General features: G+C 64.3%; 11 protein-coding genes and 1 tRNA gene. 6 read left to right on the forward strand and 6 right to left on the reverse strand.

Annotation, left to right across the window (positions count from 1 at the left end; translation table 11 throughout):
• Nucleotides 1-16: 16 nt before the first annotated feature.
• Nucleotides 17-2617, forward strand: coding sequence for a TonB-dependent receptor (locus ASE95_RS11880; RefSeq protein WP_162234685.1), 2601 nt, complete (start codon nucleotides 17-19; stop codon nucleotides 2615-2617).
• 234 nt (nucleotides 2618-2851) lie between these two features.
• On the opposite strand, the gene ASE95_RS11885 is transcribed toward ASE95_RS11880, so the two are convergent.
• Complete coding sequence (locus ASE95_RS11885; RefSeq protein ID WP_056636850.1) at nucleotides 2852-3649, reverse strand: IclR family transcriptional regulator; 798 nt, start codon at nucleotides 3647-3649, stop codon at nucleotides 2852-2854.
• Between the two features lie 209 nt (nucleotides 3650-3858).
• Here ASE95_RS11885 and ASE95_RS11890 point away from each other — a divergent pair, with 209 nt between their 5' ends.
• The 3 genes from ASE95_RS11890 (at nucleotide 3859) to ASE95_RS11900 (ending at nucleotide 9363) form a co-directional block, all read left to right on the forward strand.
• Nucleotides 3859-4683 carry a FadR/GntR family transcriptional regulator gene (locus tag ASE95_RS11890; protein WP_082450106.1) on the forward strand — a complete coding sequence of 275 codons (825 nt, stop codon included), beginning with the start codon at nucleotides 3859-3861 and terminating at the stop codon, nucleotides 4681-4683.
• A gap of 61 nt (nucleotides 4684-4744) precedes the next feature.
• Entirely contained in the window at nucleotides 4745-7615 is a 2871-nt protein-coding gene (locus ASE95_RS11895) for a TonB-dependent receptor (protein WP_082450107.1), read from the forward strand.
• A gap of 65 nt (nucleotides 7616-7680) precedes the next feature.
• Nucleotides 7681-9363, forward strand: coding sequence for an alpha-L-fucosidase (locus ASE95_RS11900; protein ID WP_327196717.1), 1683 nt, complete (start codon nucleotides 7681-7683; stop codon nucleotides 9361-9363).
• A gap of 159 nt (nucleotides 9364-9522) precedes the next feature.
• Here ASE95_RS11900 and ASE95_RS17710 read toward each other — a convergent pair whose 3' ends face one another.
• From ASE95_RS17710 to ASE95_RS11915, 3 genes are all read right to left on the reverse strand, one after another.
• The gene (locus ASE95_RS17710; RefSeq protein ID WP_156348018.1) at nucleotides 9523-10065 is read right to left on the reverse strand and encodes a hypothetical protein; all 543 of its coding nucleotides are present in this window, start codon (nucleotides 10063-10065) and stop codon (nucleotides 9523-9525) included.
• 156 nt (nucleotides 10066-10221) lie between these two features.
• A complete protein-coding gene (locus ASE95_RS11910; RefSeq protein WP_056636458.1) occupies nucleotides 10222-11292 on the reverse strand; it encodes a DUF1176 domain-containing protein in 1071 nt (356 codons plus the stop codon).
• A 601-nt stretch (nucleotides 11293-11893) separates the two neighbouring features.
• The gene (locus ASE95_RS11915; protein WP_056636460.1) at nucleotides 11894-13057 is read right to left on the reverse strand and encodes an MFS transporter; all 1164 of its coding nucleotides are present in this window, start codon (nucleotides 13055-13057) and stop codon (nucleotides 11894-11896) included.
• Between the two features lie 96 nt (nucleotides 13058-13153).
• Here ASE95_RS11915 and ASE95_RS11920 point away from each other — a divergent pair, with 96 nt between their 5' ends.
• The gene (locus ASE95_RS11920) at nucleotides 13154-14059 is read left to right on the forward strand and encodes a LysR family transcriptional regulator (protein ID WP_056636462.1); all 906 of its coding nucleotides are present in this window, start codon (nucleotides 13154-13156) and stop codon (nucleotides 14057-14059) included.
• Nucleotides 14060-14183: 124 nt separating this feature from the next.
• Here ASE95_RS11920 and ASE95_RS11925 read toward each other — a convergent pair.
• A tRNA-Thr gene (locus ASE95_RS11925) sits at nucleotides 14184-14258 on the reverse strand.
• An 87-nt stretch (nucleotides 14259-14345) separates the two neighbouring features.
• Between ASE95_RS11925 and ASE95_RS18050 the strand changes: the two genes are divergently transcribed.
• Nucleotides 14346-14483 carry a hypothetical protein gene (locus ASE95_RS18050; protein ID WP_200918815.1) on the forward strand — a complete coding sequence of 46 codons (138 nt, stop codon included), beginning with the start codon at nucleotides 14346-14348 and terminating at the stop codon, nucleotides 14481-14483.
• 2 nt (nucleotides 14484-14485) lie between these two features.
• Here the strand turns inward: ASE95_RS18050 and ASE95_RS11930 are convergent, their stop codons facing one another.
• On the reverse strand, nucleotides 14486-16285 hold the full coding sequence (locus ASE95_RS11930) for an aminopeptidase P family protein (protein ID WP_056636853.1): 1800 nt from the start codon (nucleotides 16283-16285) through the stop codon (nucleotides 14486-14488).
• Nucleotides 16286-16345: the final 60 nt, after the last annotated feature.

Here is a 16345-nt window from a genome sequence, read left to right on the forward strand (position 1 = left end):
GCTGGCGGAAGATATCGTGGTCACGGGCTTCAGGTCGAGCCTCGCCCGTGCACTGGACGCGAAGCGTAGAGCGACCACCTTCCAGGATTCGATCCTTGCGGAGGAAATCGGCAAGTTCCCCGACAACAACCTGGCGGAATCGCTTCAACGTATTCCCGGCGTTCAGATAGAACGGACGAACGGCGAGGGGACACGCATTTCGCTGCGTGGGTTAGGGCCGGACTATACGCGCACGACGTTGAACGGGCTGCCGATGATGCCGCAGATTGCGACCGATGGCGTCGGCGGCCGTGGCGTCGATTTCGATCTGTTTCCCTCGGAACTATTCTCCCGCATCACCGTGGACAAGACCGCGCGGGCTAGCCTGATCGAGGGTGGCCTGTCCGGAACGGTCGACCTGTCGATCGCGCATCCGTTCGATCGCCCCGGCTTTCACGTCAGCGCGGCTGCGCAGGGACAATATAGCGAACAGGCCGACCGCATCACGCCCAAGGGATCGCTGATCATCAGCAATACCTGGGGCGAGAAGTTCGGCGCGCTCGTCGGCTTCGCCTATTCCAGACGGGACGTCTTCGACAGCATCTACGAAACGCTGAACTTCACCCGGCCCCGTGTCGATGCGAATGGCAATGGCGCGATCGACAATAGCGAGCGCGTCCGGACCGGGTTCCAGTTCAATCCGATCGCCCCCGCCACAACTGCCGGCGTATCGGCTCAGGCCCTGTCCCAGGGATATTTCGCACGCTTGCCGCGCCCCGCCATGTACCTGGGCAGCCGCGAGCGACTGGGGGTGATCGGATCGGTTCAGTTCCGTCCGACGGAGCGCGTGTCGCTGGATCTTGATCTCACTTATGTGCGGCTGTCGAACGATACCGATTTTCATAATAGCGCATTGGCGGTCCGCAATTCCACGCAGATGCGGCCGAGCGGCGTAGCGATCGATGCGAACAACACTGCAACCGCGGCGACCTTCACGAATCCCGACTTTCTTAACATCTCCGGCTTCGACGATACGAAGACGCGCTTCTACCAAAGCGTCCTCCGTGGGCGCTGGGAAATTAGTGACGATTTACTGGTTGATGCCAGTCTGGGCTACGGCAAGTCGATATCGCGCCGGCGGTTCGGGTCATTCCTGTTCGATTATGCGGTGCCGAACAGTTCGACGGTAAGCTACGCGATACCGGATACGCACGAGGCGCTGCCGGTCGTGACCCCCAGCTTCGACATCACCCAGCCGAACGGGTTCAACCTCATCAGCGTCCGCAATCAGCCAAGCTATCGCTACACCGAAAATGTCAGCGCGCATTGGTCGGCCAGGCTGGGCGACGACCAGACGAACCTGCGCGTGGGCGTCGATTACGATCGCGAGAACCGCCAGCGCCAATATATACAGTACAACAATCCCGCGACCTTCTATGCCTCGACCTTCACGCAAGCCGAAGTGTCGGCGCTCACGGAAGCGAGCCCGTCGCGTTACTTCTTCAACGTCGACGACAGGATCGGGTATCGGCGGTTCGTGGCAGGGAACCTGCCTGCGCTCGACCGTCGCTTCAACTTCGACGCCATGCAGGCCGCGGCCCTGGCCACCGACACCGGGCCGACCATCTCGCGAGAAAGCAATCTTGGCATCTACGCCGAGGCCAACGGCATCCTCGACATCGCAGGAAACGATCTGCGTTTGAATGCGGGCGTGCGCGGGGTCAACACCGATCAATATGTGCGGTACATCTTCAACAAGGCGCCCATCACGTCGGATCGAAGCTATTTCGAGTTGCTGCCCTCGTTGAACGCCGCATACAATGTCGGCAAGGACCTGACGCTGCGCTTCGCCGCGGCGCGGACGATGACGCGTCCTAACCCGAACCAGATCGAGCCGGTGACCGGCGTGTCCCTGGCCGGCGACGTGTCGACCGGCAACCCGATGCTGCGCCCGTATTTCTCGAACCAGGTCGATCTGGGGGCCGAATGGTATTACGCGCCGGGTGCGGCACTGACCGTCGCCTTTTTCTACAAGGGCATCGACAATTTCGTTGCGCCCTCCAACTTCCAGGCACCGTTCAGTCAGTCAGGCGTCGATCTCACGACGCTCGATTCCCAGATCCTCAAGGCGCTGACGAGCGGTGGTAACACCATCGTCAACTACTCGACCCAGCAGAATATCGGAGAGCGACAAACCCTGAAGGGGATCGAAGCCGGTTTCCAGCAGCCGCTGTCGATGCTGATCGCCGGGCTGGGCTTCATCGGCAACGTCACCTATGCCGATGCGAATGCGAAGTCCCAGATTCAGGGCCTTTCCCGATACGCCTACAACGTCACCGGCTATTACGAAAAGGGAGCGGTAAACCTCCGCCTTTCGTATAATTATCGGTCGAAATACAACGTTTGCGCCGGCCCCTGTCAGGACTTGCTGCCCGATCCGATCGTGGTGCGTGGCAAGGGGCAGATGGACCTCTCGTCCAGCGTCAAGCTTCCTTTCGCCCAGGATCTGGCGCTAACGTTCGAGGCGCTCAATCTTACCGACGCGGACGAGCGCAGCTATATGGGCGTGGCGAACCGGTTGGTCGGATATCGCAAGCCCGGTCGGCAGGTGTTCTTCGGCGTTCGGGGTTCCTTCTGACTTGTCTGTCGGCCGACACCTGCACGGGTGTCGGCCACCGGGCTTCGCCGTCGGGATGCGCTCTTCGCCGACATGGCCGGGGAGGTAGAATATTCCACATCATCCCGACCCGGTGACTGGTCCGTAGCGTGCGAGCAATGTCGACCGACATGAAGCACGAGTTCCGTCTGCGACGTCTGGCCGATGGCGCAGCAGGGGTTCTATCGATCAGGGCGGCTCGACGCGACGGTCTGTTCAGATGCGGTAGTCGGTCGCGGCGAGTTCAGCGGAGATGGCTCGTGCGATCTCCTTCAATATCGCCAGGCAACCATCGAGATCGACTGGTAACGGTGCCTTGCGCACGAATGGCATCGTCAGCGCCGCAGTCGCCAGATCGCCTCGCATGATCGGGGCGGAGATGTCGGTAACGCCTGGCATGACGGTGCTGTTCTGCTGGAAACTTCCCTGACGCAGGATTTTGTCGGCGTCGCGGCGCAAGCGTACCAGCTGGTTGTCGCTTAGCGCCGGCTGGAACTCACTTTCCCAATTCTCCCGCACGTCATACGGCTGGAACGCATATAGCACCATGCCCGATGCCGCGAGCGGGATGGGACGGCGATAGCCCAAGCGCACCGAGTAGCCGAGCAGACCCGATGATTCCATTCGCGAAATGATGACGATGTCGCCGCCAGCGCGCACCGCGAGGTGGCAGCTCTGCTCGGTCCGGGCCGACAGCGTGCGCATCCAGGGCAGCGCGAATTCCTGCAACGTCTTGATCGGCGCTTGCTCCATGGCGAGCTGAAAAAGTCGCGAGGTCGGCGCGTACCCGCCGCCGTCCACCTGGCGGATGTATCCTCGCCGTTCGAGTACCAGGATCATCCGGAACAGTTCGCCGGTCGATCGGCCGAGTTCTTTGGTGATCGCGCTGAGAGTTAACGGTGTCGGCGCGCGTGACACCAGTTCGAGGACGTCGATGCCCTTGTCCAGCGCCGGGGCACGGTAGCGCTGCGCTTCCTGATCGTCCGCTCGTTCCGTTTCGGGTCGCCTGGGCACGTCAGATCCTTGCCTGTTCTGCACGGTCTAAGCACGCCCGATGGGTACGACGCCAGTCTTTACAGTCGCTTCGCCTGCTTCGGATCAGGTGCCCGCAACGCGGGAAGCCTTCTGCCCCGCAATAACCGGCCTGCGCTCGATCGCGACCTCCGCAAGTGGCGCCACATGCCGCTTGATGACCAGGGCGCACCCTTGTGGTAATGTCAGATATGAGCATCGACGAGAAGCGCAGCGGAAAGCGCACGTCCGCAGGTCCTGTCCTGCCGTCTGGTCAGACAACTAGCGGGGGGGGGAAGCTTTACCGGGTCGTCATTGACACCCTGCAGCAGGAAATCGCATCAGGGGTTTTCCCGACCGGCAGCCGCCTGCCGCCAGAACGCATTCTGGTCGAGCGCTTTCTGGTCAGTCGTCTGACGATTAGGGAGGCGTTGATCGGCATGGAGATACTGGGGCTGGTCGAAGCGCGGCAAGGCTCGGGATTCTACGTCATCGGGGCGACGCCCAAGCCGCAGGTGCAGCCGGACGCGCTCGATATCGGAGCTTTCGAACTCACCGAAGCGCGGCGCATCGTCGAGGTTCAAGCCGCCGCGCTTGCGGCATTGGCAGCCACGGATGAACAGATCGACGACATGAGCAAGATCCTCGAGGAGATGGATCTGGAAAATCGTGAACCAAGACGGGATGACTGGGCGGCGGATCGCAGTTTTCACATGGCTATCGCCAAGGCAACGCAGAATAACGCGATCGTCTTGATGATCGAGATGTTGTGGGATGTCCGCAGCAGATCGCCTCTTTGCCATGCCATGCTGCAGCGGATCAACGCCGCCGGCGGCACACCCCGCATGACGGATCATCGCCTGATCCTGAACGGCATCAAGGCTCGCGATCCCTCCGCCGCACGGGACGCCATGCTGGCCCACCTCGATCGCGTCTTAACCGACTTGCTCGCATTTACGGAAAGTGATGCGATCGAGAAATTGAACGCAGCAAACGCCAGAAAGCGCGCGACGGCAACGCGGAGACTTTCTGTCTGATAACGCTACCACTGGTAAGTAGTTTTTATCAGATGAAATTCTATTTGACACATCTGATCCCATGCGTAATTTGTCCGACATAAGCGGTGGAAACCGTAAATGGAGGAGAGAGTCGATGACAGGTTTCTGTCGGGTCGGGGCGCAGGCGCTTAAAGTTGCACTCCTTGTGGGAGTTGCCGCGTGGCCGCTCGAATTGCTGGCCCAGACGGCTTCGGTTGCCGTTCAGCCTGGCACTTCCGCCCAGACGGTGGCGTCTGTAAGCGGGACCGCCGAGGACGCTGAGCCCGCAGATATCGTCGTGACCGGTTTCCGGCGGTCGCTCCAACTCGCCAACGAGCAGAAACGCAGCGCCGACGTCGTCAGCGACGGCATCTCCGCCGAGGACATCGGCAAGTTCCCGGACCAAAATCTTGCGGAATCCCTTCAGCGGATCACAGGTGTTCAGATCACCCGCAGCCGCGGCGAGGGCTCGTCCGTGAGCATTCGTGGACTGGCGCCGGATTTCGCCCGCACGCAGTATAACGGACGTACGCTGGGCAGTGGTGGAAGCCGGTCATTCGATTTCACCGCCTTGTCCGCGGAGTTCGTCAGCGCGGTCGAGGTCGCCAAGTCGCCGACCGCGGATATGATCGAAGGGGGTCTTGCCGGAACGATCAACGTCAAGACCGCGCATCCGCTTGATATCGGGAAGACCAGCTTCAACGGAACTGTCGAGGGCGTCTACGAGGATAATTCGAAGAAGCTTTCACCGCGGGTTGCCGGTCTCGCCAACTACGTCAACGCATCGAAGACCTTCGGCGTCAACGTCGGCGTCGCTTACGAGCAGCGGAAATATCTGGCCGTGTCCTACGAGGGATATGGTGCCGAAACCGGGGTCGAGGCGCAGCGTAATCCGCCGATCGACTATAATCGCGATGGCGATTTCGGCGATACCTACACGTTCAACCATGCGCAGGCTTATCAGGCGTTTCCCGGAACCCGCAAGCGGCTCTCGGTGGTTGCGGCGGCGCAGTACAAGCCGACCGATGACATCAATGTGTTCGCCGATTACTTCCATTCGGATTTTCGCGACAAGGGGTTGTGGTACGAGAACGCGACACGCTTCACCAACATCGCTCCGGCACTGCCCGGCCGGCCCTATGGCGTGACCGCGAGTACGATCGATACCAGCCTGGTGCCGCAACTCGTTTCGGGATCGCAGGGTTTCATCACGTCCATGACCGCAACCGGCCTGGATCATCGCGCATCCACGTTCAGCCAGGACAGCCGCAAGATTCTGAATTCCTATGCCGCAGGCTTCGACATCACCGACGGCGACATGAAGGTCAGCGGTCAGGCCAGCTACTTCAAGTCGACGACCGACAGCCTGAACAATGGTTTCGCGACGATCTCCCGCGGGGTCGGCACGATCGCGCACCCGGATGGCCTGGGCAGTCCGCCGCAGGTCACCTATGGTGCCGGCTACGATCCCCTCGATCCGTCGACGTTCTTCCTTTTGTCGCAGGATTTCTTCGGCGGTCGCAATTCGGACCGGAACTACGAAGGCCGTCTTGACGCGGAATATACCATCGGCGACGGGTTCCTGAAGTCGTTGAAGGCCGGGCTTTACTATGGCGACCGCCAGAATACGTCGGTCGATGTCCGTTCCAGCGCAAACGCAGCGACGCTTGCGCGGCTATCGGGCGGGAAGCTGGCGCTGGTGCCGAACGTCGAGGGTGCCAGCGGTGCCGTGAACGCCGGCGCTATCCTGAAGCCCGTCTCGTTCGACACCAAGATCCCGTATTATCCCGGCAGCTACCTGGTTACCGATCTCAACGCCTATTACGGTATCATTCCCTATTCGACGGTGATCGGCGCGGTGCCGCCGCAAGTCGTCTCGGGCAGCGGCTATGATGTCGGGGAGCAAACGATGGCGGCCTATGTGCAGGCCGGCTTCGGTTCGGCTGACGGGCGACTTGGCGGCAATCTGGGTGTTCGCTACGTCACCACGCAGACGGTGTCGAACGGGCTGGTGCCCGACCTTGACGGGATCATCATCGAACCGGGCGGCGTCTTCACCACCGTTCCGACCGGCGTGCCGACCAAGGTCAAGGGCGATTACGACTATTTCCTGCCTAGCTTCAACCTGAAGTACGAATTGGCGAACGATCTGATCGTGCGTGGTGCACTGGCTCGCGTCATTGGACGACCCGGGCTTGGCAGCCTGTCGGCGGGCACCAGCGTGAACGCGAATGTGCGCAGCATCAATTCCGGCAACCCCGCGCTTCAGCCTTATCTCTCGGATCAGGCCGATCTGTCGCTCGAATATTATCTGCCCAAGCAGGGGTTGCTCTCTGCTGCGGTATTCTACAAGCACCTGACCAACTATATCATCAATGGGCAAGTAACCCAGACGCTTACTGCTCAGTTGCGAGGCGGCGGTACGCAAACGCTGGTGTTTCGACGTAACCAACCGCTGAATCTCGCATCGGCCGATATCAAGGGCGCCGAAATCGCCGCTCAGATACCGCTCGCCTACATCGGTGACGCATTCGACGGTTTTGGCATGTTCGGAAGCTTCACCTACATCGACGCACCCGAGGTTCCGCAATTCGAGGGAGGGCCGAATGCTCCGTTGAACGGAGTTTCCAAATACAATTATAACGTCGGCGGATATTTTGAGAAATACGGCTTGGGGTTGCGGGGAAGCTATACTTATCGTAGCGAGTACTCGTCGGGGGACGGTAATTTCTTCGGTGACGGCTCGTTTGTGCCGGCGTACGGGCAACTTGATGCATCGCTAAGCTATCAGCTCACGCCGGCGGTTTCACTCAGCGCCGACGTAACCAATCTGCTGGACGCATTGCAGAAGACGGAGAACAATTTCGGGCTGGCCCGCATCCAATCGCAGATCGGTCGACGTATCACCGCCGGGGTACATCTCCGGTTCTGACCGCATCTTTCCCCGATGGTCGGGGAGCACCCGGGACAACAAACGACAGGATCTAAGCGATGACCATGAACCGTCGAGACGCGCTATCCACCTTCGGTCTGGCGGGGAGCATGGCCGGCATCAACGTCGCGATGCCTGGCATGGCGATCGCACAGGCCCGCGGTCCGACGCAGCCTTTCACGGCCGACTGGCCATCGCTGGTCGCGGGCTATCGCGCGCCCGACTGGTTCCGCGACGCGAAATTCGGGATGTGGGCGCATTGGAGTGCACAGTGCGTTCCGGAGGAAGGCGACTGGTACGCCAGGGACATGTATCTCCAAGGCTCTCGCGCGAACAAGGCGCATCTGGCGAAATACGGGCATCCCGCCGACGTCGGCTTCATCGAGATCGTCGCCAAGTGGAAAGGCGAGCGCTGGGATCCCGCGCGCCTGCTCGACCTCTACAAACGCGCCGGCGCGAAGTACTTCGTCGCGCTGGCCAACCATCACGACAATGTCGATACCTATGCGTCCAGTCATCATTCGTGGAACACGACGCGGATCGGGCCCAAAAAGGACATCATCGGCATCTGGGAGAAGCTGACGCGCGAGCGCGGCCTGCGTTTCGGGGTTTCGAACCATAGCGCTCACGCATGGCACTGGTTTCAGAGCGCATACGGCTACGATCCCGAAGGGCCGCGTGCCGGGGAGCGCTACGACGCCTATCGCCTGACTGCCGCGGCGGGCCGTGGCAAGGCATGGGAGGGGCTCGATCCGCAGGCGCTCTACACCGGCCGCACGATGCCGTTGCCCGACGGCATCCGGACGATCCAGGAAGCCAATGCCGTTCACGAGCGGACCGATCGCATCTGGACCGAATGGGCACCTCCTGAAGCGGCGGCCTTCGTCCGCAATTGGGCGTTGCGCTGTCGCGAACTGGTCGACAAATACCGACCCGACCTCATCTATCTCGATAATTTCGACCTTCCGTTCAATCAGGTCGGGCTGGAAATGGCGGCGCATTACTACAACGCCAGCCGGGCCTGGAACGGAGGCAGGCTGGAAGCGGTGCTGAACGTCAAGATGGTGCCGGCCGAAAAGCGCATGGGGCTGGTCGAGGATGTCGAGCGCGGCGGCAAGTCGCAGATCGAGACCTATCCCTGGCAGACCGATACCTGCCTGGGAAACTGGCATTACGACCGCGCGCTGTACGAGCGCGACGGATACAAGAGCGCCGCCACCGTGCTGCACACCCTGTGCGACGTCGTGTCGAAGAACGGCAACCTGCTGCTGAGCGTTCCCGTGCGCGGGGATGGATCCATCGACGAGAAGGAGGAACGGATCGTCGAGGACATCGCCGCCTGGATGGGGCGGTACGGCAGCGCGATTTACGGCAGCCGGCCGTGGCGGCTGCACGGGGAGGGGCCGACCCGGCCCGCATCCGGCATGTTTGCCGAAGGCGGGCCGGTATCGCCATATAATGCGCGCGACATCCGCTATGTCCGGAAGGGTGCGGCCGTGCACGCGCTCGTGCTCGGATGGCCGGAGAACGGCGTCGTGCGGCTGTCGCTGCTCGGCAGTGGTACGCCCATCGGACGCGGCGAGGTGAGGCGAGTGACGTTCCCGGGCGACGATACACCTCTGACCTTCCGGCGGACGGCGGCGGCGCTGGAGGTCGATGTACCAGCGGCGCGGCGCAACGCGATCGGGCTGGCGCTGGTGATCGAGGGGAACGGCCTGACGGCGGGCAGCCTGGGCGAACCGGGCTGATCGGGCAGGAGCGATGCCGTTGAACCGACCCGACCTGTGCGGGGCGACCGGCGGCCGACATATTCCGGCTTGCGGTGCAGGTCCGGTTTAAGGCGTGTCAGGCGCAAGAGGCTGTGTTCCGGTTGCGCGGCCAGCGCGTTCCCGAATGGCCGGATGTCGTCACGGCCGAGGGGCGTCTGCGGGAAAGGCGATTTGGCATCGGCCTTTTTCCGCGAGCAGCGACCTTGCCCGATCGGTCAGCGCGATATGATCGGGCAACAACGCCAATGTCTGTGCCGCCAGCATGGTGCTGCCCACGTTCGCATCAAAGGTAAGAAGGCTGTCGCGAAAGGCGAAGCTCAGGTTCACCGTTGATCCGGCGCTTCGGACATCGACCTGGATGATTTCATCCCACCGCCTGAACCGCAGTCCTGCGATCCGATAGGTGATGCCGTCGGATCCGATGACGAGTTTGGGGTTGAGATTGTTGCTCGCCAACCCGATCCACGGCAGGCTCCGCAATCCGTTGAAGGTGGCGATCAGCGGCACGATCTTCCGACCGTCACCGTCGTCGATGATCGGCAACGGCGTGATCGACGGTCGACCTGATCGCAGCCAGCGCCATACGAGCCATGGCAAACCGAAGGTCACGAGCAGGCCAACGAGAAACAGCAGCGTCTCAACCATGAATTTCTGTGCCGGCTCACTCATCCAGTTTGCCACATGTCGCTCCAGCCAGGTCTCCGGCGGGCCAGAGGTTGTTGGAAAAGGAGACGCCCTGGGCGATCGAAGTGCTCCGGCAAGGCCAGCGTGTCTCTGCGCCGGTCATGATCCGCCTTGCGCTCATCCGGCAGAGCGGCGGCGGCGACGGGATCCGGATCATCGCCGCGTACGATAGAGCACTGGCCAGTCTCCCGGCATCGTACCGCCGCAGCGCGCCTGCCACCGGAACGCCGAGACGCGAAAGACCCTGCCGTCGAACGCCCATTCCGTTGCGCTGCCGCAATCGGCGATGCCCCGTCCCTTGGAAAACTCACTGAAAATGCGAGAATCGGGATCGTAGGCGCCCTCGATATACTCGCCGACGCTGTCGTCATCGGCCGGTGGAGCTGCCGGGGGATCGGGTAGCTTCAGCAACATCGCCGCAGAGGGCCGATCACGGGGGGTGCGGAATACGAGTACGGAGGTCTGGTAGGCGTACCGGCTGCAACCCAGCACGACGATCGCGTCCGATGTCGTCAACGGATAGGCGGCATCTTCGCCATCCGGCTCACGGTCGCATTCATGTCCCGCGAAAATGCCTGAGTGGAACTTCCGCACTGCCGCGACCAGCGCCTTCTGGTTCCTCAGTGGCGGAGCAGGCGGTCCCGTCCGAACGATTGGACGCGGAGCCGGGGGCGGCGTTGCGCTCGCAGGGGCCGGACCGGGACGCATCAGCGCGCTGGCGTTGCCGATCCGGCCCTGCGCCTCATCCATCGTCAGCAGAACCGCCGCCAGTCCCCGTAACGAGAGATGAGCCGTGCCGGTCGAACCCGGCATGAGCCGCGGCGCGTCGACGATGGCGCGAATGAAACGACGCGCCGGATCACCCGAAAGCGTGGCGTTCTCCCCGTCGTCGCCCGGTCGCCACGGCAGGCGGGAAAGCGGCGCTGCGCCGGATGCGTGGAATCTTGCAGGGTCCAGCGGGCGGTCGGCCCACGCCCGCACCGTGATCGCGCCGTTCGGTCCAGCCTGCCGGACAATGTCCATGCCGATATTCTCCGGCTCAACCTCTGCACGCTCCTGGGCCGGATCCGGTGCGTGCCGCGCGAGGCAGCCACGCGTGTTATCGCAGGCGATCAGCCAGTCGCCGATTTCGCGATAGACCGGGCGTACCGTCTGCGCCGTCGCGGTGCCGGAACAGGCAGCCACCAGCGCAATCGCAGCCAGACGGGGTGATACCATCTTCATCTGATCGGCCGTCGATTGCACAGCCCCCCACCTGCGACGGGAAGGAGGCCGGACGGATCAACGGCAGCGTCCGGTATCGCACCATGATCCAGACAGTCGTGCGTTGCCGCGTTACGAGGCGATCCCTGCCGCGTGATCGATGCGCTCACCACGATTGTCACTGCCGCAACGATGAACATCGCATTGCCCCCTCAGGTCAGCCGTCGACACAGAGGGGTAATAGGCCTCGTGCGTTCTTCACGTGACTCCACGAGCTCTGCCGGCCGGTCAAGTGATGCCGTGCGCCGGCATCTAACCGCATCGGCCCCCGCCACTCGTGAGAGCCGCTTCCCGGATTTCAAATTGACGGGAATGCCCACGCCGTCTTGATCGCTGTTGCGCCGTGATGCCCGCCAGTCGACGGTCGCACTGGCGCGGCAACTCACCTGTCCCGGACCGCCATACAGGCCCGGATTGCCCGGCTCGAGGGAAGTGGCATCATCCTGGGTTATGCCGCAACGATCGCCCATGACGCCAGCGGCGGGGTTGCCGCCTTCGGTCGTCGGTAAATCTTGCCGGGCGTGGGATGATGGCTCGGGCTGCGCTTATATCGACGCATGCTTCAGGCAGGACACGACACAGCCCTCCGCCGCCGCCCGACCGCCATCAGCATGACCAGTGCCGCCGCCGCCATTGCCGCGCCCGCCAGCGATACCGCCGGCAGACCCAGCCCCGCCCCGATCACCCCGCCGCCCAGCGCCGCGCCGATCGCGTTGCCGAGGTTGAACGCGCCGATGTTCATCGCCGAGGCGAGGTTCGGCGCGTCGGCGGCGGCCTCCATCACTCGCATCTGTAGCGGCGGCACGATCGCGAAGCTGGCAATGCCCCAGATCAGGATCGCCGCCGCGGCGGGCAACGGCCAGTGCATGACGCCGGCGAATGCCACCAGCGCCGCGGCAAGCACCGCGAAGCTGCCCACCAACGTCCGCTCGATAGATCGATCGGCCAGCCGCCCGCCCAGCGTGTTCCCGATCGTCAGTCCGATGCCATACAGCACCAGCATCGCGGTCACGAAGCCGGTCGAGGCCTGCGTTTCCTCGCGCAGGATCGGCACGATGTAGGTGAAGACCGTGAACATCGCGCTCGCCCCGACGACGGTCAGCGCCAGCGCCGCCAGCACCGGACCGCGCGTGAGAACCCGCAGCTCGGCCCGCATGTCGCTATTCTGCGTGACCGGTAGCGACGGCAGCGCGAGCCGCAGCGACAGCATCGCCACTGCCCCCACGCCGGCGATCCCGGCGAAGGCGGTGCGCCATCCCAGTACTTCGCCAGCCCATGTTGCGAGCGGTACGCCGCCGATCGTCGCCACCGTCAGCCCGGTGAACATCGCCGCCACAGCGCCCGCGCGCTTGTCCGCAGGCACCAGCCCGGCCGCCACGACCGATCCGACGCCGAAGAACGCGCCGTGGTTGAACGAGGTGACGACGCGCGCGATCATCAGCGTCCAATAGCCGTCCGCCAGCGCCGACAGCGCGTTGCCGAGCGTGAAGATGCCCATCAGTCCGACCAGCAACGTCCGCCGGTCGATCCTTGCCGTCGTCAGCGTCATCAGTGGTGCGCCGATCAGCACGCCCATCGCATAGGCGCTGACCAGCAGCCCGGCGGCGGGGATCGACACGCCCAGATCGCTGGCGATGCCGGGCAGCATGCCCATCGGCGCGAACTCGGTCACGCCGATGCCGAATGCGCCCGTTGCGAGCGCGAGCAGGGGGAGATTGAGGCGCATGACGGACGATCCTTTATTGCTCGCGCCGAGATGATGGCTTGCGTGTCCGGTCGGTAGACGGAGAATGGGACCAGCAGCTTTGCTTCGGAGTCACAGATGGACGTCGGCGGTCGATCGGGAGAGATGGCGGTGTTCGCCAGCGTCGCGGCGCAGGGCAGCCTGTCGGCGGCGGCGCGGGCGCTCGGGCTGACACCGTCGGCGGTCAGCCGCATCGTCGCGCGGATCGAGGCACGGCTGGGCGTGCGGCTGCTGGTCCGCACGACGCGCGCGCTGGCGCTAACCGGGGAGGGCGAGGCGTATCTGCGCGCTGCCCGCCGCATCCTCGCCGATCTGGCGGAAATGGAAGGCACCATCGCCGATCAGGCGTCCCCGCGCGGCCGTCTGCGCGTTACAGCGTCGCTGGCGCACGGGCGCCTCTATATCGTGCCGCTGCTAGGCGACTTCACCGTGCGCTATCCGGGGATCCTCGTCGACCTGAACCTGTCGGACCGGATCGTCGACGTGCTTGCCGGGCAGGCGGATGTTGCGGTCCGCTTCGGCCAGCTTGCCGACAGTCCGCTTACCGCGCGCAAGCTGGGCGAGACGGGACGGGTGGTGGTCGCCTCTCCCGCCTATCTGGAACGGCACGGCATGCCGCAGGTTCCCGACGACCTGCTCGCGCACAATTGCCTGAGCTTCAATTTCCGCCGCGCCGAACCCGGCTGGCCGTTCCGCGAAGACGGACGAGACCGGGCATTGGCGGTGACCGGCCAGATCGAGGCGAACAACGGCGAATCGCTTGCCCAGCTCGCGCGCGCCGGCGTCGGTATCGCGAGGGTCGGGCGGTTCGCGGTGGAGGACGACCTTGCCGCAGGCCGACTGGTGCCGCTGCTGGAAGCGTACAACCCGCAGGACCGTGAGCCGCTCCATGCCCTGTTCGTCGGCGGATCGACCATGCCGGCGCGGGTGCGCGTGTTCGTCGATTTTCTGGCCGAGAGACTCGGTGCGCGCGGCACCGGATAAGCGCCGGCGACGGGGCCAAAACCCGCCAGCGGCGAACTTTGCTGACAATGGCCCGCTTCAACCCATAGTCAGCAGCCTCTTTCGAGGCCTGCTTCCGCCAAATGACGGTAATGTTGAGAAAAAATGGTGCTGCCGGTGAGGATTGAACTCACGACCTCAGCCTTACCAAGGATGCGCTCTACCACTGAGCTACGGCAGCACTTCTCGCGTCACCGCGGGAGCGGGCCTAAGAGCCGACGTCGCCGCCGTTGTCAAGGCTGTTCGGCAAGCGTAGTGCATATTCGCGATGACCGATCGGGACGAACGCGCCGCGCGATTGGCCGCGCAGTTGAGGGCCAACCTGCGCCGACGCAAGGAGCAGGCGCGCGCCGGGGATGCGGAGGCATCCGCCGGCGCGGCGCAGAAGCGCGAAGACACGCTTTGACATCAACCGGCTAGCGGCGCGCAGCGGGTCGCCAGCCACGCGCGATCGTGATCGGGCAGCAACGGCGACAACGCGCCCTGGACCCAGGCGTGGTAATCGTCGACCCACGCCGTCTCCCGCTCGGTCAGCAGCGCCGCGTCGATCAAGTTCCGGTCGAGCGGAGCGAGCGTCAGCGTCTCGAACGCCAGCATCTCGGCCTCGCCTTCCGGCACCGCGCGCGCGACGACCAGCAGCAGGTTTTCGATGCGGATGCCGAACGCGCCTGCCTTGTAATAAGCCGGTTCGTTCGACAGGATCATGCCCGCCCGCAGCGGCTCGGACGGGCCGCCGCCGGGATAGCTCGGCTTGGCGATCCGCGCCGGACCCTCGTGCACCGACAGGAAGCTGCCGACGCCGTGCCCAGTGCCGTGGGCGTAATCCAGCCCCGCCTGCCACAGCGGCCCCCTGGCCAGCGCATCCAGTTGCCCGCCGGTCGTGCCGTGGGGGAAGACCGCGGTGGCGAGTGCGATATGGCCCTGCAGGACGCGGGTGTAGCGATCGCGCATTTCGGGCGTGGGGGCGCCGATCGGAACCACGCGCGTCAGGTCGGTGGTGCCGTCGTCATACTGCCCGCCCGAATCGATCAAGTACAATTGTCCCGGCTCGATCGCCCGGTTCGACTCCCCGGTCACATGATAATGCGGCAGCGCGCCGTTCGGGCCGGTTGCGGAGATCGTGTCGAACGACAGGTCGCGGAGCATGCCACCCTCCTCGCGCAGCGCAAGCAACTGCGCCGCCGCCGACAATTCGGTCTGGCCCCCGCGCGGGCCCGCGTCGGCGATCCAGCACAGGAACCGCGTCACCGCTGCCCCGTCGCGGAGCGAGGCGGCGCGGTGCCCGGCGATCTCCACCGGGTTCTTGCACGCCTTGGCCACGATCGTCGGGTCGCGCCGCGCGATCGTGGTTCCGCCGCCGGCCTCCACGCCATCGAAGATCGCCGCGACGGCCAGTGACGGATCGATCGCGACGGTGCGGCCTGCAAAGCCGCGCAACGCGTCGGCGAAGGCGTGTCTGTCGCAAAGCCGGACGGCATTGCCGAGATGCTCCCGCACCGCCGCGCCGACCTTGTCCGGCGCGACGAACAGGTCGGCGGTGCCGTCGGCGTGAACGATCGCATAGGATAGCGCGACCGGCGTGCGCGCGACGTCGCGCCCGCGCACGTTGAACAGCCAGGCGATCGACTCGAGCGCCGGCACGACCAGTGCGTCGGCGCGCTCGCGGGCCAGCCAGTCGGCCACCTCCGCGCGCTTGGCCGCGGAGGACACACCGGCCAGGGTATCGGGCTGGACGGTCAGTTCGGCGGCGGACGGGGCAGGGCGATCATGCCAGATCGCGTCGATCGGATTGGCATCGACCGCCACCAGCGTGATATCGACCCGCCCTAGCGCCGCGTGCAGATCGACGATCGAGGCGCGGGTGTGCAGCCACGGGTCGTAGCCGATCCGTGCGCCCTGCGGCGCATGATCGGCCAGCCAGCCGGCGACGCTGTGTTCCGGCACGCCGACGAAATCCCAGTCGGTGCCCGACACCTGCTCGCGCACCTGGATCGTGTAGCGGCCGTCGGTGAAGATCGCCGCGCGCTGCATCAACACGGCGGCGCTGCCTGCCGATCCCTCGAACCCGGTCAGCCACGCCAGCCGCTGCGCATAGCCGCCGACATATTCGCTCATATGTTCGTCGGTCAGCGGCACGATGAAGCCGTCGAGGTTGGTGGCGGACAGTTGCGCACGCAGCGCGGGAAGGCGGTCGGGATGCGTCGTCATGCCGGACTGGTGCCACAGCCCGCCCGATCCCGCCAGCACCGCCGCAGCGGGCGCTTGATG

The organism is Sphingomonas sp. Leaf231, from assembly GCF_001421995.1.
In the GTDB taxonomy this organism is placed as follows: Bacteria; Pseudomonadota; Alphaproteobacteria; order Sphingomonadales; family Sphingomonadaceae; genus Sphingomonas.